Source organism: Methylobacterium sp. 10 (genome assembly GCF_000519085.1).
In the GTDB taxonomy this organism is placed as follows: domain Bacteria; phylum Pseudomonadota; class Alphaproteobacteria; order Rhizobiales; family Beijerinckiaceae; genus Methylobacterium.
In genome coordinates this window covers 1,189,495-1,212,864 of sequence record NZ_KI912577.1, presented here as the reverse complement: position 1 = coordinate 1,212,864, position 23,370 = coordinate 1,189,495, and the positions used below count along the sequence as shown (strand labels likewise).

The 23,370-nt window shown below is 68.3% G+C and carries 23 protein-coding genes; 16 read left to right on the top strand and 7 right to left on the bottom strand.

What is annotated here, in order from left to right; all coding sequences use genetic code 11:
• The first annotated feature begins 36 nt into the window (after positions 1 to 36).
• The 5 genes from K368_RS0105585 to K368_RS0105565 all read left to right on the top strand — a co-directional run bounded on the left by K368_RS0105585 (position 37) and on the right by K368_RS0105565 (position 2,440).
• A complete protein-coding gene (locus tag K368_RS0105585) occupies positions 37 to 561 on the top strand; it encodes a hypothetical protein (protein WP_027171536.1) in 525 nt (174 codons plus the stop codon).
• A gap of 37 nt (positions 562 to 598) precedes the next feature.
• Complete coding sequence (locus tag K368_RS0105580) at positions 599 to 949, top strand: hypothetical protein (protein ID WP_027171535.1); 351 nt, start codon at positions 599 to 601, stop codon at positions 947 to 949.
• A gap of 41 nt (positions 950 to 990) precedes the next feature.
• Positions 991 to 1,176: a hypothetical protein gene (locus K368_RS0105575; protein ID WP_027171534.1), complete on the top strand. Its 186-nt coding sequence runs from the start codon at positions 991 to 993 to the stop codon at positions 1,174 to 1,176.
• A gap of 143 nt (positions 1,177 to 1,319) precedes the next feature.
• Entirely contained in the window at positions 1,320 to 1,694 is a 375-nt protein-coding gene (locus K368_RS0105570; protein ID WP_027171533.1) for a PepSY domain-containing protein, read from the top strand.
• A gap of 68 nt (positions 1,695 to 1,762) precedes the next feature.
• On the top strand, positions 1,763 to 2,440 hold the full coding sequence (locus K368_RS0105565) for a response regulator transcription factor (protein WP_027171532.1): 678 nt from the start codon (positions 1,763 to 1,765) through the stop codon (positions 2,438 to 2,440).
• Positions 2,441 to 2,452: 12 nt separating this feature from the next.
• Here the strand turns inward: K368_RS0105565 and K368_RS0105560 are convergent, their stop codons facing one another.
• Positions 2,453 to 2,857 (bottom strand): type II toxin-antitoxin system VapC family toxin, encoded by a 405-nt coding sequence (locus K368_RS0105560; RefSeq protein WP_027171531.1) that lies wholly within the window; start codon positions 2,855 to 2,857, stop codon positions 2,453 to 2,455.
• The gene (locus K368_RS0105555) at positions 2,857 to 3,096 is read right to left on the bottom strand and encodes a type II toxin-antitoxin system VapB family antitoxin (protein ID WP_027171530.1); all 240 of its coding nucleotides are present in this window, start codon (positions 3,094 to 3,096) and stop codon (positions 2,857 to 2,859) included. Before K368_RS0105555 ends, K368_RS0105560 begins: the two co-directional genes overlap by 1 nt.
• Positions 3,097 to 3,228: 132 nt before the next feature.
• Here K368_RS0105555 and K368_RS0105550 point away from each other — a divergent pair, with 132 nt between their 5' ends.
• The 10 genes from K368_RS0105550 (at position 3,229) to K368_RS0105505 (ending at position 14,718) form a co-directional block, all read left to right on the top strand.
• Positions 3,229 to 4,644 (top strand): sensor histidine kinase, encoded by a 1,416-nt coding sequence (locus tag K368_RS0105550; RefSeq protein WP_027171529.1) that lies wholly within the window; start codon positions 3,229 to 3,231, stop codon positions 4,642 to 4,644.
• Positions 4,645 to 4,820: 176 nt separating this feature from the next.
• Positions 4,821 to 6,350, top strand: a complete 1,530-nt coding sequence (gene ccmI / locus K368_RS0105545) for a c-type cytochrome biogenesis protein CcmI (protein ID WP_027171528.1) — start codon at positions 4,821 to 4,823, stop codon at positions 6,348 to 6,350.
• Positions 6,351 to 6,525: 175 nt separating this feature from the next.
• The gene (gene ccmE / locus K368_RS0105540; RefSeq protein WP_027171527.1) at positions 6,526 to 7,050 is read left to right on the top strand and encodes a cytochrome c maturation protein CcmE; all 525 of its coding nucleotides are present in this window, start codon (positions 6,526 to 6,528) and stop codon (positions 7,048 to 7,050) included.
• 31 nt (positions 7,051 to 7,081) lie between these two features.
• Entirely contained in the window at positions 7,082 to 9,091 is a 2,010-nt protein-coding gene (locus tag K368_RS0105535; protein WP_027171526.1) for a heme lyase CcmF/NrfE family subunit, read from the top strand.
• Positions 9,088 to 9,558: a cytochrome c-type biogenesis protein gene (locus tag K368_RS0105530; protein ID WP_027171525.1), complete on the top strand. Its 471-nt coding sequence runs from the start codon at positions 9,088 to 9,090 to the stop codon at positions 9,556 to 9,558. The genes K368_RS0105535 and K368_RS0105530 overlap by 4 nt, the downstream gene beginning before the upstream one ends.
• A gap of 300 nt (positions 9,559 to 9,858) precedes the next feature.
• Entirely contained in the window at positions 9,859 to 10,218 is a 360-nt protein-coding gene (locus tag K368_RS0105525) for a hypothetical protein (protein ID WP_027171524.1), read from the top strand.
• A 173-nt stretch (positions 10,219 to 10,391) separates the two neighbouring features.
• Positions 10,392 to 12,071: a methyl-accepting chemotaxis protein gene (locus K368_RS0105520; RefSeq protein WP_027171523.1), complete on the top strand. Its 1,680-nt coding sequence runs from the start codon at positions 10,392 to 10,394 to the stop codon at positions 12,069 to 12,071.
• 123 nt (positions 12,072 to 12,194) lie between these two features.
• Complete coding sequence (locus K368_RS0105515) at positions 12,195 to 12,899, top strand: DUF1007 family protein (RefSeq protein ID WP_027171522.1); 705 nt, start codon at positions 12,195 to 12,197, stop codon at positions 12,897 to 12,899.
• Positions 12,890 to 13,906, top strand: coding sequence for a nickel transporter (locus tag K368_RS0105510; protein WP_027171521.1), 1,017 nt, complete (start codon positions 12,890 to 12,892; stop codon positions 13,904 to 13,906). Before K368_RS0105515 ends, K368_RS0105510 begins: the two co-directional genes overlap by 10 nt.
• 98 nt (positions 13,907 to 14,004) lie before the next feature.
• Positions 14,005 to 14,718: a hypothetical protein gene (locus K368_RS0105505; RefSeq protein WP_027171520.1), complete on the top strand. Its 714-nt coding sequence runs from the start codon at positions 14,005 to 14,007 to the stop codon at positions 14,716 to 14,718.
• Positions 14,719 to 14,743: 25 nt separating this feature from the next.
• On the opposite strand, the gene K368_RS0105500 is transcribed toward K368_RS0105505, so the two are convergent.
• Entirely contained in the window at positions 14,744 to 15,328 is a 585-nt protein-coding gene (locus K368_RS0105500; protein WP_027171519.1) for a histidine phosphatase family protein, read from the bottom strand.
• 249 nt (positions 15,329 to 15,577) lie between these two features.
• On the opposite strand from K368_RS0105500, the gene K368_RS0105495 reads away from it, so the two are divergent.
• Positions 15,578 to 16,525 (top strand): tyrosine recombinase XerC, encoded by a 948-nt coding sequence (locus K368_RS0105495; RefSeq protein WP_245259665.1) that lies wholly within the window; start codon positions 15,578 to 15,580, stop codon positions 16,523 to 16,525.
• Here the strand turns inward: K368_RS0105495 and K368_RS0105490 are convergent.
• The 4 genes from K368_RS0105490 to K368_RS0105475 form a co-directional block, all read right to left on the bottom strand.
• Positions 16,479 to 17,201 carry a glutathione S-transferase gene (locus K368_RS0105490; RefSeq protein WP_027171517.1) on the bottom strand — a complete coding sequence of 241 codons (723 nt, stop codon included), beginning with the start codon at positions 17,199 to 17,201 and terminating at the stop codon, positions 16,479 to 16,481. The genes K368_RS0105495 and K368_RS0105490 overlap by 47 nt on opposite strands.
• Positions 17,202 to 17,379: 178 nt before the next feature.
• Entirely contained in the window at positions 17,380 to 18,780 is a 1,401-nt protein-coding gene (gene lpdA, locus K368_RS0105485; protein ID WP_027171516.1) for a dihydrolipoyl dehydrogenase, read from the bottom strand.
• Positions 18,781 to 18,894: 114 nt separating this feature from the next.
• Positions 18,895 to 20,217, bottom strand: coding sequence for a 2-oxoglutarate dehydrogenase complex dihydrolipoyllysine-residue succinyltransferase (gene odhB / locus K368_RS0105480; RefSeq protein WP_027171515.1), 1,323 nt, complete (start codon positions 20,215 to 20,217; stop codon positions 18,895 to 18,897).
• A 58-nt stretch (positions 20,218 to 20,275) separates the two neighbouring features.
• The gene (locus K368_RS0105475) at positions 20,276 to 23,263 is read right to left on the bottom strand and encodes a 2-oxoglutarate dehydrogenase E1 component (protein ID WP_027171514.1); all 2,988 of its coding nucleotides are present in this window, start codon (positions 23,261 to 23,263) and stop codon (positions 20,276 to 20,278) included.
• Positions 23,264 to 23,370: the final 107 nt, after the last annotated feature.

Below are 23,370 nucleotides of genomic sequence, written 5' to 3'. Positions count from 1 at the left end.
CCGGTCCCCTCCCCCTGCCGCATCCCGGAGATCGCCATGAAATCCTCGCCCCTCGTCCTTACCGTCCTTGCCGCGCTCCTCTCCTCCTGCGCCGCCTCGCCCTGCATGGCCTCGCCCACGGATGCCGCCATCCTCCTGCCCTGGGGCGACGGCGCGATTGCGCTGGCCCAACTGATCACCGCCTTCCTGGTGCCCCTGGCGATCACCGCCGCGACCGCCGCATTGGCGTGGATCGCAGGCCCGTTGCAGGTCCTGATCACGACCTCCCTCGTCGAGCGCCTCGTGCGCAACGTCGGCGATTACGCGGTCAACGCGGTCGCCGGCGCGGTACGCGGGCGGATTCTGTCGGTGCCGGTGGGTTCGGCGGTGATCGCGCGGGCGGTCCAGCGGGCGCTCGACCAGGCGCCGGCCTGGCTGGTGACGGCGGCGGGCGGGGCGGAGGGGCTGGCGGAGAAGGTCTTCCGCAGCCTGCCCCTCGACGAGGAGGCCACCACCGGCAACACCCTGCCCCCCGCCCTCGACGCCCTGCGGGCCGGCCGGGACCGGGCGTCGGCGACCTGAGTCGCGCTCCGCGGGCAGCGGGAGAGAGAGGGTTCCCATGGACAGGATCACGCTCGAAGCCGCCCGCCTGCTGTTCTCGGAAGAGGGCGCGGGTTGGATCGTCGCCACGCTTCTCGGCTTGGCCTGCCTGCACCTCCACCGGGAGGTGGGCCGCTCCCAGGAGGCCCGCATCGGTGATGCCGGCGCCACCGCGACGGCCTTGGAACGGGCCTCCCAGGCGAATTCCGCCGTGGCGCTGGCCATCGAGAGCCGGACGCGGGTGCTCGAAGACCTCTCCCGTCTCGCGAGCGAGATCGCGCACGGCGTCGACCGCAGCGACGAGCGGGCGCGGGAGAAGTTCGACGAGATCCTGCGCCGCCTGTCGGAACCCCGCCCCGAGGGCCGATGACGCGGCCCACTTCGCGTGCCCCTCCCTCGGAGATCGCCCCGATGACCCGTCTCTTCCCATCCTCCTCGCGCCTGCGCGCCGCCTCCGGCCGCCTTCGGGCCGCCGAGACCCGCTTCGAGCGCTCTATGACAGACCTGTGCCGGGTGGCCCTCGACCATGTCGACCGCCAGCACCTCCTCGGCCTCGCCCTGCAGCGCCTCGTCGCGCAGCGCGCCGGCCCCTCGTGACGCCGCTGTCGGGGAACCGGAGGGCGCGCCATCCGCTTGCCCGCTCACCGCATGTCGCGCCATGATCCGATCGTTCGGATAGGGGGCTCGACCGAACCCGCATTCAGGGCGCATTCAGTGCCCGACGACCATTGACTCAGCTCATGCGCATCCTTCTCGCCCTGCTGTTCATCGGCCTGACCGTCGCGGCCTTCGCGACGGGGCCGATTCGCACGCTGGCGGAGGGGACGATGACGTCCGGAACGGCCGAGGTCTCGGCGCCCATGCACCCGGTCCCGCCGAGCGAGAGCTGTCTCAGCCCGGCTGACCTGCGCGAGGCGGTGGCGGACAAGCGGGTGATCGAGCCGGTGGCGGCGATCCGCGCCGCGCGGACGGTGATCTCCCGGGCCGAGATCCAGCGCGCCCGGCTCTGCCGGTACGAGGACGGCCTCGCCTATCTCCTGACGGCCTTGCGCCGCGACGGACAGTTCGTCCACGTGCTGGTGGATGCCACCACCGGGCGGGTTATCGGCAAATAAAGGCGGGGGCGCCTATCGTTCTCCGCGACGGGGGCTTCACCGCCGCCTCATCTTGGGAGTGAATCGCAGTGCGTCTGCTCGTCGTCGAGGATGACCGGGACATCAACCGGCAAGTGGTCAACGCACTCGAGGAGGCCGGCTACGTCGCCGACAAGGCCTTCGACGGCGAAGAGGGCGCCTATCTCGGCGAGAGCGAGCCCTACGACGCGATCATCCTCGACATGGGCCTGCCGAAGGCGGATGGCGTCACCGTGCTGCAGAAATGGCGCCGCGCCGGCATCAAGACGCCGGTCATCATCCTCACCGCCCGCGACCGCTGGTCGGACAAGGTCGACGGCTTCGATGCCGGGGCCGACGATTACGTGACCAAGCCCTTCCACATGGAGGAGCTGATGGCCCGCGTGCGCGCGCTCCTGCGCCGTGCCACCGGCCATGCCACGAGCCAGATCTCCTGCGGGCCGGTCGTGCTCGATACCCGCTCGGGCCGCGTCTACGTGGACGGCAACCCGATCAAGCTCACGAGCCACGAATACCGCCTGCTCGCCTACCTGATGCACCATACCGGCCGCGTGGTCTCCCGCGCCGAGTTGACCGAGCATCTCTACGACCAGGATTTCGACAGGGATTCCAACACGATCGAGGTCTTCGTGGGACGTCTGCGCAAGAAGCTCGCGGTGGACCTGATCCAGACCGTGCGCGGCCTCGGCTACCTCGTCGACCCGAACCAGCCCGCGCCTCGGGTGTAGCCTCGGTGGGGTTCAGGCCGGAGCCTGCGCGATGTCGGTGTGGATGAAATCCTGGCCCTTGAAGAGGAGAGGAACGCCGTGGAGATTCGCCATGGCGTAGGAGAAGCAATCTCCCATGTTCAGCTGAGCGGGATGGCCGGTTCCTTTGCCAAATTGTTCAAAGGCGCTCAGAGCCCGATCCGCCGCCGAGCCAGGAACGGGAACCACCCGTGTATCCGTCGCGTCCAAGAACATCGTGATATCGGCCTGGATCGTCACCATCGGCCGAAGCCGCTTGCGACGGATGGCAAGCGCAGCTTCGTATATGGCGAGCGCCGACGTGAAGCGGTGAGTTGCTGCTTCGAGATGCACTGATAGTCTTTGACCTTCCGGTTCGTCGGTCATCATCGCGACGATCGCAGAGGAATCGACGTACATCAGATGTCACCACTGAGTTCGTCGTAGAACGCTTTGTCCGCCTCCAAACCCGTTGAGGGGGATTGGGCAATGCGTTCCCGGATCGGACGAATACGCTCCCACAAGGAAAGCTTCTCGTCCTCGCGCTTGAGCTCGTTGCCGACGCCGAGCTTGATGGCGTCCGTCAGTGAAATGTGCTTGCGCTCAGCGAGACGGCGCACGAGGCGGTCCGCTTCTTCGTCGCGAATATGAAGAGCCATGGTCCGTTCCCCTTCCACGAGACATGTACATAATATGGACAGGCCGTCTACACCACCTCCATGCTTCGCGGAGCGCGCGTTGCCGGCCCCTCTCGTGTACCTGGGCATAGCCCCTATGACCGCCACGCCGAGATGACCGCCTTTCCCTCCTGGCTGCCGTTCCGGCGGCGCTCCATCGCCGTGCGCCTGGCGGGCTCCGCTCTGATCGCGAGTTCGGCGATCCTGCTGATCGCGGCCTGGATCCTCACCACGCTCTACCGCGAGAACACCGAACGCTCCTTCGACAGCCGGCTCCTCGTCTACGCCAACAACCTCGCCACCGACCTCGTCTCGCCCAACGATCCCGAGAGCCGCTCCTTCAACCTGAGCGACCCGCGCTTCGACCTGCCGCTCTCGGGCTGGTACTGGCAGGTGGGGCGGCCGGATGCGCGCCCGCGCGACCTGCGCACCTCCCGCTCCCTCGTCGGCGTGCCCCTGAAGCCGGCGGGCACCCCGGACAACAATGCCGGGATCGGCCAAATCCGCCAGGGTTACGGCAAGGCCCAGGACGACCGGCCCCTGCGCATCATCGAGCGCGACGTCGATCTCGGCGAGGAGGGACGCTACACCGTGCGTGTCGCCGGCCCGGCCGACGAGATCGAGAACGATGTCGGCCGCTTCCGCTTCTCGCTGATGGTGACGTTCGGCCTGCTCGGCCTGTTCCTGGCGCTGACGACCCTGCTGCAGATCCGTTTCGGACTGGCGCCCCTGGCCAAGCTCCGCACGGCTTTGGGCGCGATCCGCCGGGGCGAGGCCGACCGGATCGACGGCGAGTATCCCCGCGACATCGCGCCCCTCGCCGGCGAGGTGAACCTGCTGATCGAGACCAACCGAGAGATCCTGGAACGGGCGCGCACCCAGGTGGGCAACCTCGCCCACGCCCTGAAGACGCCCCTGTCGATCATCGTCAACGAGGTCGGCGCCAGCGACGCCCAGGAAGACCTCGCCTTCAAGATCCGCGAGCAGGCGGCGGTGATGCGCGACCAGGTGAACTACCACCTCGACCGGGCGCGGGCGGCGGCCTTGGCCGGCACCCTCGGCACCTCCACCGAAGTGGAGCCGGCCCTCGCGGGCCTCGTGCGTACCTTCGGCAAGATCTATCGCGACAAGGACATCGCCTACGAGGTCCACGTGCCGCCGGGCCTGCGCTTTCGCGGCGAGCGCCAGGATTTCGAGGAAATGATCGGCAACCTCGTCGACAACGCCTCGAAATGGGCGCGCGGCCGGGTCTCGATCCGGGCGGAGACGGTGAGCGAGCACCATTATCCCCACCTCCTCGTCTCCATCGAGGATGACGGGCCGGGCCTGCAGCCGGAAGACCGCGCGGCGGTGCTCGGCCGCGGCCGGCGGCTCGACGAGACCAAGCCGGGCTCGGGCCTCGGCCTTTCCATCGTCGCCGATCTGGCCGCCCTCTATCGCGGCCGGTTCCGCCTGGAGGAAGCGACGCTCGGAGGCGTCCGGGCCGTGATCGAGGTGCCCGGAGACGCGCCGAATGCCAGCGCGGGATGAGCGCCGGATGAGCGCCGGACTATGCGAAACGTCCCGAATGGTGTTTCAGGCGGGGATGCCGCTTGGGCCGGCGTCGCCTGAAACGGCACAGGTTCGCGTGACACCGTGTCGCCGGACCGGTCCCTGCGCTCGGACCCGTCCGGCGCTTACATGGTGTGGCATAAGTTCGGGGTGAGATGACGGCGATCTGGTTCATACTGGCGGTGATGACGGGGGGCACCGTGCTGGCCCTGCTCTGGCCGATGTCCCTGTGGTCGAAGGCACGGCGGGCGGACGCCGCTCCCCCGCCTCAGGCCGGAGCGCTCGCCACCGAAACCGGCTTCTACGAAGATCAGCTCCGCGAGATCGAGCGCGACCTGACGCGGGGGCTGATCGCTCCCGGTGAGGCCGAGGCCGCCCGCACCGAGGCGGCCCGCCGCCTTCTGCGCGCCAGCCGCGAGACCCCCGAATCCGTCTCCGACGGGATCGCCGAGCCGGCCCTGCGCCAGCGTCGCGCGGCCTCGGCCTTCGCGCTCTCGACGATCCCCCTCGTGGCGCTCATCGCCTACGGGCTCTACGGCTCGCCGCACATGCCGTCCCAGACGGCCTCCGACCGGCAGGCGGTGCAGTCCGGCGGACAGGACATGCTCAAGGCCATCGGCCAGATCGAGGCACGGCTCGCCAGCGATCCGAGCGATGGCCGCGGCTGGTCGGTGCTCGCACCGGTCTATGTCCGCCTCGGACGCTTCGACGATGCGGCCCATGCCTACGAGGCGGCGACTCGCGTGCTCGGCGAGTCGCCGCAGCGCCTCTCCGATTGGGGAGAGGCCCTGGTCGCCGGCGCCAACGGAACCGTGACGCCTCGCGCGAAAGAGATCTTCGAACGCGCGGCGAGCCTCGATGCCGGCGCCGCCAAGCCGCGCTTCTATCTCGCGCGCGCCGCCGAACTCGAAGGCGACATCCCCGGCGCGATCCGGCGGCTGACCGCGCTGACGGAGAATGCTCCGGCCGATGCGCCCTGGCTGCCCCTGGTCCGCGAGACCCTGACCCGCCTGCAAGGCGAGGCTCCCTCCGCGACGACCAAGCCCGACGTGGCCGGCCCGGAAGCCTCCCGGGCCAAGCCCCCCGAGGCGGGCGCCGCCGCCGCGCTCCAGGCGATGCCCGCCGCCAATCGTGACGCGGCGATCAGGGGCATGGTGGAGGGTCTCGACCGTCGCTTGTCCGAGAAGGGCGGCACCGCCGACGAGTGGGTGCGGCTCGTCCGGTCCTACGGCGTGCTCGGTGATCGCGAGAAAATGAAGGCGACCCTCGACCGGGCCCGGACCGCGATCGGGACCGATGCGGAGGCCGGCGCCAAGCTCGACGAACTCGCCCGCGAGTTCGGCCTCGCCTCCGCGCCCGCGCCGACGGTGACCGCCGCGGATGCGGCCGAGCGCGCCGGGACGGATGCCGCCGTGGCCGCCGTGAAGGCGATGCCCGCGCCCGAGCGGGATGCGGCCATCCGCGGCATGGTCGCCGGCCTCGACCGGCGCCTCGCCTCGAAGGGCGGCACGGTGGATGATTGGCTGCGTCTCGTGCGTTCGTACAGCGTATTGGGCGAGCGCCAGCAGGCGAGCCATGCCCTCGACCGCGGCCGCATGGCCCTCAGCCCGGATGCCCGCGCCATGGAGAAGCTCGACATCCTCGCCCAGGAACTCGGCCTGCGCGGCGGCGACGACAAGCCGTGATGCGGGCCGGGACGCAGGACGCCCCCTGACAATCCGCCCCGGCCACGGCCCTTGACCCGGAAAGCCATGGGGCCGAAACCCGATACACGCTAGACGACAGGACAGCCGGATCTGCCATTCCGGGTCTCCTCAGCGCCCAACGATGAGGCGCCGGAACAGAAACGGGACGAAACTCGTGACTCGCAAGAGCCGCCGCCTGATCCTGATCGCCGCCTGCGGTGCCGTGCTCGCCCTGGCCCTCGGCCTGATCCTGTCCGCCATGAGCGGATCAATCGTGTTCTTCAGGTCCCCCACCGAAGTCACAGCCCAGGGCGTGGCGCCGGGCACCCGCTTCCGTCTCGGCGGGCTGGTCAAGGAAGGCTCGCTCCAGCGCGGCCCGGACCAGAACATCGATTTTGCCGTGACCGATACCAACGCGACGGTCCAGGTCCAGTATCGCGGCCTGCTGCCGGACCTGTTCCGCGAAGGCCAGGGCATCGTCGCCGAGGGGCGGCTCGAACCGGGCGGCATCTTCCGCGCCGATACCGTGCTGGCCAAGCACGACGAATCCTACATGCCCCGCGAGGTCGCCGATGCGCTCAAGGCGCAGGGACGGTGGCAGGAAGGCAGCTCCAAAGGAGCCTCCGCCGGGAAAGGCGCCGCCGAGGGCGTGACGACCGCCGACGGCGAGCCGAATCTCGGACGGCGCAGCGAACGATGACCGGTATGACGATGAGGAAGGACAATCCGACGTGCTGATCGAGGTCGGACATTTCGCGCTGGCGCTGGCGCTGGCGCTTTCCCTGGTCCAGGCGGTGATGCCTGTCTGGGCCGCCCGCTCGGGCGACGCGGCCCTGCGCGCCGTGGCGACGCCGGCGGCGCTCGGCACCTTCGCCTGCATCCTGTTCTCGTTCGGCGCACTCACCTACGCCCACGCCACCTCGGACTTCTCGGTCCAGAACGTGATCGAGAACTCGCATACGGCCAAGCCCTTCCTCTACAAGCTCTCGGGCGTATGGGGGAACCACGAGGGCTCGATGCTGCTCTGGGTCCTCATCCTGGCCCTGTTCGGCGCCCTGGTCGCCGTGGCGCGGAACTCGGTCCCGCCGGTCCTTCGCGCCAACACCCTGGCGGTCCAGGGTCTTATCACCTTCGTCTTCGTGCTGTTCATCATCACGACCTCGAACCCGTTCATGCGGGTGAGCCCGGCGCCGGTCGAGGGCAACGACCTCAATCCGCTGCTGCAGGATTTCGGCCTCGCGATCCATCCCCCGCTCCTCTACGTCGGCTATGTCGGCTTCTCGATCACCTTCGCCTTCGCCATCGCGGCACTCATCGACGGCCGCATCGACGCGGTCTGGGCCCGCGCCGTGCGGCCCTGGACGCTGATCGCCTGGAGCTTCCTGACCCTGGGCATCGCGATGGGCTCCTATTGGGCCTATTACGAGCTCGGTTGGGGCGGCTGGTGGTTCTGGGATCCGGTGGAGAACGCCTCGCTGATGCCCTGGCTCGCGGGCACGGCGCTCCTCCATTCCACCGTGGTCATGGAGAAGCGTGACGCGCTCAAGGTCTGGACGGTGCTGCTCGCCATCCTCACCTTCTCGCTGTCGCTCCTCGGCACCTTCATCGTGCGCTCGGGCGTCCTCACCTCGGTGCATTCCTTCGCCACCGACCCGACGCGCGGCGTCTTCATCCTCGCCATCCTGATCCTGTTCATCGGCGGCTCGCTCAGCCTCTTCGCCTGGCGGGCGCCGATGCTGCGGCAGGGTGGCCTGTTCGCGCCGATCTCGCGCGAGGGCGCTTTGGTGATGAACAACCTGTTCCTCGCCGCCGCCTGCGCCACGGTCTTCGTCGGCACGCTCTACCCGCTGCTCCTCGAATCCCTGACCTCCGAGAAGATCTCGGTGGGGCCGCCCTTCTTCAACTACACCTTCATTCCCCTGGCGATCCCGCTCCTCCTCATCGTCCCTTTCGGCCAGACCCTGGCCTGGAAGCGCGGCGACGTGCACGCCGCCTCCCAGCGCCTGTTCGCCGCCATGGGCGTCGCCCTCGTCGTCGGCCTCGCCGTGCTGGCCTGGACCTGGGGCGGCCCGATGATGGCGCCCATCGGCATCGGCCTCGGCGCCTACCTGATCGTCGGCTCGGCCATGGAGATCGTGTCGCGAGCCCGCGGCTACGGCAACAGCCGGGCGCGGACGGCCGGCGCCGTTCTGCGCCGGGCGCTCGGCCTGCCACGCTCGGCCTGGGGCACGGCGCTGGCCCATGCGGGCGTCGGAATCGTAGTCCTCGGCATCGCCGCCCAAGGTTGGGCCACGGAAGCCCTGAGCACGGTAAGGCCGGGTGAATCCCTCGCCTCCGGCCCCTATACGGCGACCCTCGACCGCGTCGGCCCGCGCACGGGGGAGAATTACGAGGAGACGACGGCCTTCCTCACCATCCGCAACACGGCCGGCGACTTCGTCGGCACCGTGGAGACGGGCAAGCGGTTCTATCCGAGCCGCAAGATGAACGTGACGGAATCCGGCCTGCTCACCGTCGGCGTCAGCCAGGTCTATGCCAGCCTCGGCGAGATGGTCCCCGGCGGGGCCATCGGCCTGCGGCTCTACTACAAGCCCCTGGTGCTGCTGATCTGGCTCGGCTCGGTGGTCATGGCGCTCGGCGGGGCGGTGTCCCTCACCGACCGCAGGATGCGGGTGGGAGCGCCGGCGCGGGCGAAGGAGAAGGCCAAGGCGCTACCCGGCAGCATGGCGCCGGCCGAATGAGCGCGGCTCGTCTCCCTCGTGCGCTCGTCGCCCTCATGCTGCTCGCCGGCTCGTCGGGGACAGTCCTGGCCGTCCAGCCGGACGAGGTCCTGCCGGACGCCAAGCTCGAAGCGCGGGCGCGCGACATCTCCTCCGGCCTGCGGTGCCTCGTCTGTCAGAACCAGTCCATCGACGATTCCGACGCGCCCCTGGCGCGGGATCTTCGGCTGATCGTGCGGGAGCGACTGAAAGCGGGGGACGACGACCGGCAGGTACAGGATTACGTGGTCGGCCGTTACGGCGAATACGTGCTGCTGCGCCCCGTCCTCGCCCTGCACACGCTTCTTCTCTGGTTGACGCCCCTCATGGCCCTCGGCCTCGGCGTCTTCGGGCTCTGGCGGCTGTCGCGCCGGCGTGCGGATCACGAGACCAAGCTGAGCCCGGCGGAAGAAGCCGAGATCGCCGCGCTGACCCGGCGTGACCGATAGGGCACGCATGCTGCACTGCGGCATGGACCCTCTCGAACCCTGTCCCGGATGGTATCCATACTCGGCTGCCGGACCCGTCCGGTCTGGGGAGAAGGAGGTTTGGTCCTCAGGACTATTGAGCCGTGCGTCCCAAGCATGCTCTTAGTTGTTATCTCCTGAGCCATGCATTTTTGGCATTGACGCGTTGCAACATTTCACTCTTCGCAACGCAGCGTGAAATCCGCATATGTCGATCTCCCGGTGCAACCGGCTCTCCGAACGGGCACTCCCGGCGGACAGTAACCGCACAGGTTCCTCATCATGCGCATCTCGTCCAAAGTCCTCATCGCCGTAGCCCTCACCCTCGCCTCCGCCACGGCCTCCATGGCGACCGAGCTTTCGCCCGCGAGCGCCCAGAGCGTCGATCTCGGCGCCTATCGCGGTTCGGCCTATTACACGGTGGAGAACGGCCGCTACCGCGTCGTCGCCACCCTGGCCAGCGTCAATTCCGGCCACGATCAGCCGCAGGTGATCCGTCTCGTGACGACCCTCAACCCCGAGCAGACGGTGCATCTCTCGGTGCCCGGCACCCTCGGCTCGGACGGGCGCGAGACCACCATCGCCTTCTCGCGCAGCGGCGACCGGGTCGACGTCGCCTCGGCCGATTCCACGGCCTACTGAACCACGCTTTTCAGGCATCCTCGCCAGACACCGAAACCGGAGGCCGCCCCAAAATGGGCGGCCTCGTCCGTTTTCATGAGGAATTCCAATTCGTTAGCCGCCTCGATTTAAACTCCCGTCAAGGTTGGTGCCCTCATCAGCTTCGGGAAAGCTCTCGATGACGGAACGAGTCCATGCGCCTCTCCCTCGGCAACAAACTCGCGGCTGTGATGGGGCTTCTGGCGCTCGGTGCCTGCGCCTTGTCCCTGTTCAACGATCGCATGGTCCTGCATCAGCAGGCGCGGACGGCCGAGATGAATTCGGTCTGGGAACGCGCCCTGTCGGCCCAGGGCCTCGCCCTTGAGATCGAACGCACCGTGGTCGCGGCGACGACGGTCTACACGGCAGACGATAAGGAGGACGCCAAGGCCAAGTTCGGCTCCCTGAAGGCCGCCCTCGCCGAGGTCGCCCGGCAGAAGGACGTCTTTCTCGGCCTGATCGCCGGGCATGTCTCCGATGCGGACCGCCTCAAGCTCGATCTGATGCTCAAGGAGTTCCTGGCCTATCAGACCGACACGGCGGAACTCGGCCTCACCATTTCCCCGAAGGCCGCACTCATCCAGGGCACGGACGAAGCGACCGTGGCGAGCCGCGCGAGGATGGTCTCCGCAATCACACGGATCGGCAAGGACACCCTGATGCGTCTCGCCGACGAGCGGGCGGACGCCGCGGCGGATATCGAGCGGAGCCGCATGATCAGCCTCGCGGCCTCCGGCGTGGTGATCCTCTCCAGCTTCGGCCTTGCCCTCTGGCTGGTCCTCAAGGAGATCCGCCAACCACTGGCCCGGCTGGGCTCGGCCATCGACGCCCTGGCGGCCATGGACCTCGCGCGGACAATTCCCTTGACGGAACGCCGCGACGAGATCGGAGCCATGGCCCGCTCCATCGCCGTACTGCGGATGGTCATCGTCGAGAAGGTGGAGGGGGATGCCAGAGCCCTCGCCCATTCCGCACGGGAAGCCGAGCGGGCCGCCCGCCTGGAGACGGCTGCGCAGGCTTTCGAGCAGGAAGCTCAGTCGGTGGCGCAGGACCTGTCGAGCGCGGCACAGGCCATGGCGGGTGCGGCGGAAGCGGTATCGGATGCCGTGCGGCTCACGCGGGACCAGACCACGATCGTCTCGCAGGGCGCGGCCGGCGCGGGACAGCAGGTGCGCAGGGCCGCCGCCGCCAGTGCGGACGTCGCCGGCAGCAGCGAGGCGATCGACCGGCAGTCGCGCATCCGCGACGGGTTGGGTGCTCTGGCGCAACGGGAGGTCACGGCGACGCGCCGCGCTGCCGCCTTGCTCACCGAGGCGGGACGTGAGATCGGCACGGTGGTCGAGACCATCGCCACCGTCGCCGCACAAACGAATCTCCTCGCCCTCAATGCCACGATCGAGGCGGCGCGCGCGGGCGAAGCCGGACGGGGCTTCGCCGTGGTGGCCGGTGAGGTGAAGGCGCTCGCCGCCCAGACGGCGGGCGCCACCGAGGCGATCAAGGGACAGATCGAGGCCATGCGGGGCGCCGCGCAGGATACCCTCCGGGCGGTGGAGGCGATCGGCGGAACGATGGACCAGATGGCGGGCGCGGATGCGGCCGTGGCCCTCGCCCTCGAGGCTCAGCGGATCGCGGGCACGCGCGTCAGCGACAGTGTCGCCGATGCCGAAGCCAGCGCCGACGCGGTGTCCGGCGGCATCGCCACCGTCGAGGAGGCGGCCGCTTCCAGCGCGCAGGCCGCCGAATCGGTGAGGATCGTCGCCGGGCGCGTGGCGGCGGCGAGCCTCGCCATCGACGAACGGATCGCCGGGTTCCTCGCCAGCGTCAGAGCCGCCTGACCCCGAACCACGCCTCGCTTTCGCCCCACTGAGATTGGAGGAGTTCGGCCCGGCAGTGCCATCACCTGTCGGCTTCGCAACGCGCGTTTAGATTTTGTTTACCTTGAATCGCGAGCGTCCAGCATGGCTTCGCCGATCGCTCACCGCCGTCCCCGCTCGTTCGCTCGCCCCTGGGCGGCGGCGCTCACCCTCGGCCTGGGCTTTGCCGCACCGGCATCGGCCCATCCCCATGTCTGGGTGACGTCGAAGGCGGAGATCGATTACGGCGAGGGTGGCAAGGTCACCGGCATCCGACATGCCTGGACCTTCGATGCCAGTTACTCGGCCTCGGCGATACAAGGTCTCGACGCGAACGGCGACGGGACGGTCTCCCCCAACGAACTCGCCGGACTCGCCACCGACAACACCGCCGGCCTCGCGGAATTCGCCTACTTCACCAAGCTCAAGATCGGCGGCAAGGAGCAGACCTTCGCCGATCCGGTCGAGCCGCGCATGCGGCTCGACGGCGACAAGCTGACCCTGAGTTTCCTCCTTCCGTTGAAGTCTCCGGTGGCGCAGGGACGTGGGGTGGCGGCATTGGAGGTTGCCGATCCGACCTACTTCGTCTCGTTCAGCCTCTCCGAGGATGCGGACACAGCCCGCCTCGTCGGCTCTCCCGCCGGTTGCGCGGCCACGATCACCCGGCCCAAACAGGCCGACGCCAAGACTGCCGATGCCAAGACCGCCGACGCCAAGCCGGGCCTGTCGGAAGCGTTCTTCGAAGCCCTCACCAGCGCGTCGAACTACGGCGCCCAGTTCGCCAACCGGATCATCGTCGCATGTCCGTAGGCGCAGCCGTCGCCGCGACCCCTCACAGCCGTGGCCGGCTCGTCTGGCAGATCGCGCTGGCGCTGGCGGCCATTGCCGTCATCGCCATGGTCCTCGCGGCCGTGTCGCTGCTCTTCGGCTCCAACGTGGCTCCCCTGCCGCCACGCTCGCCTTTCGGCATCGGCTTTCGCGAAGCCGCCCCTTCGGCCACCGGGATCGGCGGCTGGCTGCTCGCCATGCAATCGAGCTTCTCGCGCAGTCTGCAAGCCACCGTGGCGGCGATCAAGCAGGGCGGAAGCTGGGGGCCGATGGTCCTCATCGGCTTCAGCTACGGCGTCTTCCACGCCGCCGGGCCGGGCCACGGCAAGGCGGTGATCGCCGGCTACATCGTGGCCGGGGAGCGGGCGCTGGCGCGCGGGTTTTCCTTGAGTGCTGCCGCCGCACTGCTGCAGGCCCTCGTCGCCATCACCATCGTCGTCATCGGCAACCTCGTCCTCAACGCCACCGCCGCCGGCATGGCACGGGCCGGCACGGTGATCGAGACGGCGAGCTTTGCCCTCGTCGCCATCCTCGGTCTCACGGTGACGTGGCGGAAGGCCGGTCGGTTGGCCACGCTCGTTCGCGGCACGAGCCCGGCCGCCTGCACTCCCGGTTGCGGCCATGTCCACCTCACCGACGCGGCCGTCATCGGCCGCCTCGATTCGTGGCGCGAGCGGGCGGGGGTGGTACTCGCGGCCGGTTCACGCCCCTGCGCCGGCGCGATTCTCATCCTCGTCTTCTCCGCCTCGCAGGGCATCCTCGCGGCGGGCATCGCGGCGACCTTCGCCATGGCTTTGGGCACGGCCCTCACCACCGGACTGCTCGCCAGTCTCGCGGTCTTCGCCAAGGCCCTGGCTCTACGTCTCGCGGGCGGCCGGGGCTCGGCCGGGGCCATCGCGGTGGGAGGACTCGAGCTTCTGGCCGGAGCCTTCGTCCTGGTGCTGGGCATCGCCATGCTGATGGGACTCGCCGTGGGCGTGGGCGGCTGAGATTTTCCTCGTCACGGCGCGCGATCCCGTGGCAGGTTTCACGCGCCCCGTCGGTTCGAGCGAGGGTTTTCCCGTGAAACCAGAGGGAGCCGGCACGCATGGCAACGGGTTTCGAGCACATCCTCCATTGGCGTCTGCTGGCCGGCTCGCACCCGTTCCCCGGCCCCGATGGCGGCACTTGCATCAACGAGGCGGCGATCGTTGCCGCAGGCTTGCCCTACCAAACGATCCGCTCCTCCTTGGACTGCCCGCCCTGTTTCTCGAGACCGCTCGCCGCCTACGCCCTCGGCCTGAACGACGCGATGCCGGACGAGCAGCGCCCCCGATTGATGGCGTTCGTCCTGCGCCTGTCCGGCTCTGCCGATATCTATCCAATAGAGGAACGGCGTATGCAGTTTCTCGCCCTGGAGAGCATTCGCCGCATCCTGCCGCCGCTCCTCGACCGGGCTGGTTTCGCGGATCTCGCCGCCCGTTGCGACGAAGCGCGAGAGCTCGATGCGGGCGTCTCGGCGGCCCGTGATGCCGCATGGCGTGGAAGCGCGGTTGCGCAGGCCGCGTCCCAGCGGCGGGATTGGCGACGGGGCGCCCTCGCCTCGGCCATAGGCCGGAGCGCGGCGGCTGCGGTGAGATCGGCTAACGATGCCCGCTGCGCGGCCGAGGTCGCAGAGGGTGCAGCATCCTTCACTGAGGGCGTCTGGGACAGCGCCGTGACCATCCTCGAACAGGCCCTCGCCATCGGGCGGCAGGCGCCCGACATCGATCTCGTCCAGGCGAGGGAACGGCTGGATGCAGCGAGAGCAGGCGCAGCCTGAACGCCTGCCGCCTCCGGCAGACGATTCAGCCTGCCACCGGCCCAGATGCCAGATCGAGTTCGGTGGTCTCGCAGTTGTCGAGCCAGATGCCGGTGAGGTGGAAGAAGAACGTGCCGTGGCCGACGACAGCGATGGTGCTCTCCCGCCTCTCGGTCAACCAGTCGCGGAACGTCGCCACGCGGCGGTCGAAGAGGTGGCGCGGCTCCACGTGAACGCCCTCCGAGATCGGTTCCCCCTCGGCATGCCACCAGATCTCCGGCAGGTGATCGACATCGAGATGCGGGAATTCAGCCTTCAGCACGGAGGCCGCACGGCCGACGTCGCAGCTGCTCTCCTGACATTCGCGATGGAGCACCTCCACCAGGATCTCGGGCTTGGCCGGGTGATCGCCGAAGATGCCGGCGGTGGTCTGGATGGCGCGGGTGAGCGGGGACGTCACCACCAGATCGAACGGGATGTCCCGCAACCTCTCCCGGGCCGCCGCGACCTGGGTGAGGCCCCGATCCGTCAGTCGGGCGTCGATATGACCGGGATCGCGCCCGGTGAGGCGATGGGCAGCATTGAAGGTGGATTCGCCGTGGCGGATGCAGACGATGCGTGTCTCGGGCATGCGGGCTCGGATCGGGAGGAACGACGGAGGTCAGGTGCGTTGGACAAGCGCCTAGCCTGCATGCCGTTCCGCGAAAAGGCCGGCCACCGCCGCGACGGACTCGCCCCGTCGGCAACGCTTCGTCAACCTCGGTGGCGTTGAGTGGGTTTTTCGCTCCCGGATCACCGCGCGATGCTCCATGTCCCTCCCCCCGTTCCGGACGCCTGCGCCGTCGCCTTCCCCGGCGACGATGCGGTCCGGTCCGTCGCCATGGCGTGGCAGGACAGCCTGCTGCGCGAGCGCCGGATGGCCGCCAACACGGTGGAGGCCTATGCCCGCGACCTGAGGCAGTTCCTCTGCCATCTGCAGAGCCGAACCGGTATCGTGCGCATCGCCGGGCTCGTCGCCCTCAGGCCGCGCGACATCCGTGGGTTCATGGCCGCGAGAAGAGCGGAGGGCGTGAGCGGTCGATCTCTGATGCGGGCGCTCGCGGGCCTGCGCTCCTTCGCGCGCCACCTCGAACGGGACGGCCACGGCAGCGTGTCCGCCCTCGGCGCGATCCGCTCGCCCAAGGTCGAGCGGCGCCTGCCGCGCCCGATCCCCATCGCCGCCGCCCGCGCCCTGACCGACATCGACATCCGCGCCGGGGAGACGCGCGAGCCCTGGGTCCTGGCGCGGGACGCGGCCGTCCTCGCTCTGCTCTACGGGTCCGGCCTGCGCATTTCCGAAGCGCTCGGCCTCATCCGTCGCGATGCTCCCGTGCCCGGCGTGGATTCGGTGACGGTGACGGGCAAGGGCGGCAAGGAGCGGATGGTGCCGATCCTCCCCGTGGTGGCCGAGGCGGTGGCCGCCTATCTCGCCGCCTGTCCCCACGTGCTCGACCCCGAGGGGCCTCTCTTCGTGGGCGTGAAGGGCGGCAAGCTCTCGCCGCGGATCATCCAGTATGCGGTGGCCTCCCTGCGCGGCGCGCTGGGCCTGCCGGACAGCGCCACCCCCCATGCCTTGCGGCATTCCTTCGCCACCCACCTCCTGGCCCGGCAGGGAGAGCTGCGCGCGATCCAGGAACTGCTCGGCCATGCCTCCCTCTCGACAACGCAGCTCTACACCAAGGTCGACGCCGCCCGCCTGATGGATGCGTTCGACCAGGCCCATCCCCGTGCGGGCACGCGCGCTACGGATCGAGTTCTGGATAGCGCCGGAAGATCCCCTGCTCGTTGAAGGGGAGACGACGAGGGCTCGACAGATAGGCGGCGATCCTCGGCCGTTGCCGGACGGTGTCGTGCAAGGCGGCGACCCGTGGATTGTCCCTCAAGAACCGTTCCGTCGCACTCGGAAAGGCGTAGCGCAGCCCGGCCACGAGCTGGAACAGGGACAGGTCGGCATAGGTGATCGTCTCGCCGGTGAGGTACCGGCCGCCGCTGCGGCCGAGCACATGATCGAACCAGGCCAGATATTCCGGGATTCGGTTCACCCGAAAATCTTTCGCGCGCCGGAGAGCTTCGGGCTTCTGGTCCTCGTAGGTGAGGCTCACCGCGATGGGGTGGTGGGTATCGTGCGCCTCGGCCACGACATCGGCGATGGTCAGCTGGATCTGGTGGGTCCAGAGGCGGTCGGCTTCGCTGGCTGGCGCGAGGCCTAGCCTGGGACCGAGATAGAGCAGTATCGCCGCGGTCTGGCCGATGACGATGGCGCCGTCCCGCAGGAAGGGTGGCGCGAAGGCGGGCCGGGCGATCGACGGATCTTCCATCAGCGCGGTCATGGCGCCGAGGCCTTGCCCGTCCTCGTCCCGCCCCCGGGCGACATCCATGTATTCGGCGCCGGCATCCTCCAGGGCGAGGCGGACGAACTCGCCCCGACCCTGGATCGTCGGCCAGTAATACAGCTCGTAGGGCATCTATCCGCTCCGCATTGGAGGTGGGGGGATACCCATTCCAACCCGGAACCTCATCCAGGGGTGCCGGAGGGACGCGGAGGCCCCGAAGGAGAATCACCGTTTGCGCGGCGATCCCCGGAAGCCTCCTTGAGGCCGCTTCGCGGCATCTCGGGCCAAGGATGAGAAAGGTAGCCCTTCCTCAGATATGGATGGCCCGCTTTCCGACGGCGAGGGCCGCTTCCTTGACTGCCTCGGTGAGGGTCGGATGGGCGTGGCAGGTCCGGGCCACGTCCTCGGCACTGGCACCGAATTCCATGGCGACGGCCAGTTCGGCGATGAGGTTGCCCGCATCTGCGCCGACGATATGGACGCCGAGCACCCGGTCGGTCTTGGCATCCGCCAGGATCTTCACGAAGCCATCGGTGGTGTGGTTCACCTTGGCGCGGCCATTGGCGGTGAAGGGGAACTTGCCCGCGTTGTAGGCGATGCCGTCCTTCTTCAGTTCTTCCTCGGTCTTACCCACCGAGGCGACCTCGGGATAGGTGTAGACCACGTTCGGGATCACACCGTAATTCACATGGCCGGACTGTCCGGCCAGCAACTCGGCGACAGCGACGCCCTCGTCCTCGGCCTTGTGGGCGAGCATCGGCCCCGCGATCACGTCACCGATGGCGTAGATGCCGGTGACGTTGGTGGCGTAGTGGCTGTCCGTCTGGATGCGGCCCTTGTTGTCGAGCTGCACGCCGACGGTCTCGAGACCGAGCTTATCGGTGTAGGGCACGCGGCCGATGGCCACGAGCACCACGTCGGCTTCGAGCTTCTCGGCCTCGCCGCCGGCGGCCGGCTCCACCGAGACGGTGGCCGCACCGTCCTTCACCTCGACGCCGGTGACCTTCGAGGACAGCTTGAAGACGATGCCCTGCTTGCCGAGGATGCGCTGGAATTGCTTGCCGACCTCGCCGTCCATGCCCGGCAGGACGCGGTCGAGATATTCCACCACCGTGACCTCCGAGCCGAGGCGGCGCCAGACCGAGCCGAGTTCGAGGCCGATCACACCCGCGCCGATGACGAGGAGCTTCTTCGGCACGGCCTGGAGTTCGAGGGCGCCGGTGGAGGAGACCACGGTCGTCTCGTCGATGGTCACGCCGGGCAACCTCGTCACGTCGGAGCCCGTGGCGATGACGATGTTCTTCGTCTCCAGCATCTGGTTGCCGCCATCGTCCGACAACACCTCGACGCGGCCCGCGCCGGCGACACGGCCGAGGCCGTGATAGGCGTCGATCCCGTTCTTCTTCAGCAGGAACTCGACGCCCTTGGTGTTGCCGTCGACGCCGTCCTGCTTGAACGACATCATCTTCTTGAGATCGAGTTCGGGCGCGCTGACGATCACGCCCATATCGCCGAAATGCTTGGATGCCTCTTCGAACGCCTCGGAGGCATGAAGCAGGGCCTTCGACGGTATACAGCCGACATTGAGGCAGGTGCCGCCATGGGTCGCCCGCTTCTCCACCACGGCGGTCTTGAGGCCGAGTTGGGCGGCGCGGATGGCGCAGACATAGCCGCCGGGGCCGGTGCCGATGACGACGAGATCGTAGGACATGAGGCTTGTGACTCGCTTGTAGGTTCGGCGGGTCGGGCCCCACCATCGAAGTTCACGCACGCGGAAGCGTCCGGCCGCCCTGCGGCGGCCGGCGGACGGCAGCTGCCGGGTGTCTCAGAGATCCAGCACGAGACGTGCCGGATCCTCCAGGGCCTCCTTGACGCGCACCAGGAAGGTCACCGCCTCCTTCCCGTCGACGATGCGGTGATCGTAGGAGAGCGCGAGATACATCATCGGCCGCGCCTCGATTTTTCCGCCACGCACGACAGGACGTTCTTCAATCCGGTGCATGCCCAAAATCCCCGATTGCGGCGCGTTGAGGATCGGGGTCGACATCAGCGAACCGTAGATGCCGCCATTGGTGATGGTGAAGGTGCCACCCTGCATCTCCTCGATGGAGAGCTTGCCGTCCCGCGCCTTCTTGCCGAACCCGGCGATCGTCTTCTCGATACCGGCGATGGAGAGGTCGTCGGCGTTGCGCACCACAGGTACGACGAGGCCCTTATCGGTGCCGACGGCGATGCCGATGTGGTAGTAGTTCTTGTAGACGAGGTCGGTGCCGTCGATCTCGGCATTGACCGCCGGCACGTCCTTCAGGGCGCCGATCACCGCCTTGGTGAAGAAGCCCATGAAGCCGAGCTTGGTGCCGTGCTTCTTCTCGAAGATGTCCTTGTACTGCGAGCGGAGTGCCATGACGGCGGACATGTCGACGTCGTTGAACGTCGTCAGCATCGCCGCCGTGTCCTGGGCGTCCTTCAGGCGGCGCGCGATGGTCTGGCGCAGCTTCGTCATCTTCACGCGTTCTTCGCGCGCGGCATCGTCGGGCTTCGAGGCCGGGCGCGGCGGCGAGGGCGCCTTGGCCTGACGGGCCGGCTCCTGGGCCGGAGTGGACGGCGCCCGGGAGGTCGCCTCGATCATGTCGCCCTTGGTGACGCGGCCGTCCTTGCCGGTGCCGTTCACCGTCGAGGGATCGAGGCCGGATTCCCGCGCCATCTTGGCGACGGCCGGGCCGTTATCTCCCGCCGGGCGATCGGATGTCGGCGCGGCGGCATCGCCGTGATTGCCGTAGGCCGCGGAGGATTCCTCGGCGGGCGCCTTCGTTGCCCCTTCGGATTGCGGCTTGGCCGGTTCCTCGGTGCGGGTCTCGGCCTTGGTCTCGGTCTTCTTCGGAGCGGCAGCCTTCGCGCCACCGCCGGCGCCGGCCTCGACGATGGACCCCAGCAGGGCGCCGGGCTCCACGGTCTCGCCATCCTTCGCCAGGATCTCACCGAGCTCGCCGGCGGCGGGAGCGTTGACCTCGAGGGTGACCTTGTCGGTCTCCAGTTCCACCAGGGGCTCGTCCGCCGCCACCGCGTCGCCCGGCTTCTTGAACCAGCGGCCGATGGTGGCCTCGCTCACGGATTCGCCCAGCGTGGGGACGATGATGTCGGTTGCCATGGTGTTCTGTCCGCCCGAATGGATTGGTCGCGTCGGATGAGGGGATGTACCGGGGTCGTCAGACCGCCAGCGCTTCGTTGAGGAAAGCCTGGAGCTGGGCCTGATGCTTGGAGAGGAGGCCGACCGCCGTGGAGGCCGAGGCGGGGCGGCCGACATAGCGGGCCCGCTTCACCTGCGACTGAGCCTGGCCGAGAACCCATTCGAGATAGGGATCGACGAAGGACCAGGCGCCCATGTTCTTGGGCTCCTCCTGGCACCACACGACCTCCGCATTGCGGAAGCGCGCCATCTCGTTGGCCAGCGCCTTGAGCGGGAACGGATAGAGCTGCTCCACGCGCATCAGGTAGACATCGTTGACGCCGCGCTTCTCGCGCTCGTCGTAGAGGTCGTAATAGACCTTGCCCGAGCAGAGCACGACGCGACGGATCTTGTCGTCCTTCACGAGCTTGATGGTGTCGTCTTCGTGCTCCGCATCGTCCCAGAGCACGCGGTGGAAGGTCGACCCCTCCGCCAGCATGTCGAGGTTCGACACCGCCCGCTTGTGCCGCAGGAGCGATTTCGGGGTCATCAGCACCAGCGGCTTGCGGAACTCGCGGTTCAACTGCCGGCGCAGGATGTGGAAGTAGTTCGAGGGGGTCGTGCAGTTGGCGACCTGCATGTTGTCCTCGGCGCACATCTGCAGGAAGCGCTCGAGACGCGCGGAGGAATGCTCCGGCCCCTGGCCCTCGTAGCCGTGCGGCAGCAGCAGCGTCAGGCCGGACATGCGCAGCCACTTGCGCTCGCCGGAGGAGATGAACTGGTCGATGACCACCTGCGCACCGTTGGCGAAGTCGCCGAACTGCGCCTCCCACAGCACCAGGGCGTTGGGCTCGGCCAGAGAGTAGCCGTATTCGAAGCCGAGCACGGCCTCCTCGGAGAGCATCGAGTTGATGACTTCGAGATTCGCTTGGCCCTCGCGGATCGAGTTCAGCGAGGTGTAGCGCTGCTCGTTCTCCTGATCGATCACCACGGCGTGGCGCTGGGAGAAGGTCCCGCGCTCCACGTCCTGGCCGGACAGCCGGACCCGGTGACCGTCGACGAGGAGCGATCCGATGGCCAGGGCCTCGGCCGTCGCCCAATCGATGCCCTTGCCCGTCTCCACGGCCTTGGCGCGGTTGTCGAAGAAGCGCTGGATGGTGCGGTGGAGATGGAAGCCCGGCGGCGGCGTGGTGATGCGCCGGGCGATCTCACGCAGGGTATCGGCCGGCACGCCGGTCTTGCCGCGGCGCGGATCGTCCACATCCTCGCGCACGGCCTTGAAGCCGGACCAACGGCCGTCGAGCCAATCGGCCTTGTTGGCCTTGTAGTTACCGGCGACCTCCAGCTCCCCGTCGAGCATGGCGCGGAACTCGGCCTTGCGCGCGTCGAACTGCTCCTGGGTCAACACGCCCTCGGCGACGAGCTTCTTGCCGTAGGTCTCCAGGGCCGTCGGGTGCTTGCGGATGCGCTGATACATCTTCGGCTGGGTGAAGGCCGGCTCATCACCCTCGTTATGGCCGAAGCGGCGGTAGCACAGCATGTCGATGACGACGGGCTTGCCGAACTTCTGGCGGTACTCGATGGCGATCTTGGCCGCGAAGGTCACGGCCTCCGGGTCGTCGCCGTTGCAGTGGAAGATCGGCGCCTCCACCATCTTGGCCACGTCGGACGGGTAGGGCGACGAGCGCGAGAAGCGCGGATCGGTGGTGAAGCCGATCTGGTTGTTGATGATGAAGTGGATCGAGCCGCCGGTGCGGTGCCCCTTCAGGCCCGACAGGCCGAGGCACTCCGCCACCACGCCCTGGCCGGCGAAGGCCGCATCGCCGTGGATGAGAAGCGGTACGACGCTGGTGCGCTGCACGTTCGGCTTGGCCCGCTGGTCCTGCTTGGCGCGGACCTTCCCCAGCACCACCGGATCGACGATTTCGAGATGGGACGGGTTGGCCGTCAGCGACAGGTGGACGTTGTTGTCGTCGAAGGCACGGTCCGACGAGGCACCGAGATGGTACTTCACGTCGCCCGAGCCCTCGACCTCCGCGGGAGACGCGGAGCCGCCCTTGAACTCGTTGAAGATGGCGCGGAAGGGCTTTGCCATCACGTTGGAGAGCACGTTCAAGCGGCCGCGATGGGCCATACCGAGAACGATCTCCTTCGCGCCCAGCGCCCCACCGCGCTTGATGATCTGCTCCAGCGCCGGGATCATCGATTCCGACCCGTCGAGACCGAAGCGCTTGGTACCGGTGTATTTGAGGTCGAGGAACTTCTCGAAGCCCTCAGCCTCCACCAGCTTGTTCAGGATCGCGCGCCGGCCTTCGGGCGTGAAGGAGATCTCCTTGCCCTTGCCCTCGATCCGCTCCTGAATCCACGCCTTCTCCTCCGGGTTGGAGATATGCATGAACTCGACGCCGAGGGTCTGGCAGTAGGTGCGCTCCAGGATCTCGACGATCTCGCGGATGGTCGAATATTGCAGGCCGAGGACGTTATCGAGGAAGATCGGACGGTCCCAGTCCTTTTCCTCGAACCCGTAATGCTGGGGATGCAGCTCCTCATGGTCGCCGCGCGGGGCGAGCCCGAGGGGATCGAGCTTGGCGTGGAGATGGCCGCGCATGCGGTAAGCACGGATCAGCATGATCGCGCGGACGGAATCCTTGGTCGCCTGCTCGACCGACACGCCGCTGGCGGCGACCACGGCGGCGCCGTTGGCGACCTTGGCGCCATCGAGCTTGGCCGTGTCCGACTTCGCGCGGATCTTCTCGCCCACCGCCTTCTCGACCGTAGCCCAGTTGCCGTCGAGAGCCGAGACCATCTCGCCGTTGGCATGAACCGGCCAGTTCGGCTTCTGCCATGAGGCGCCCGCGGCGTTCTTCTCGGCGAGGCCGCTCTCGTCACCGAGGGATTTGAAGAACTCCTGCCACTGCTGATCGACCGAATGCGGATCGCGGGCATAGGCCGCCTGCAATTCCTCGAGATAGGCGGCATTGCCGCCGGTGAGGAACGAGGTTTCGAGAAGCGCGTCCTGGCGAGCCATCGTCGATCATCCTACCGCTTGGCGGGGAAGCCGCCCCTGCGGCGGGCCCCCTGCTCTCCCCGGTGGCGCCGATGGGCGCTTCGATGGGGATGTCCGTATCGACGCGG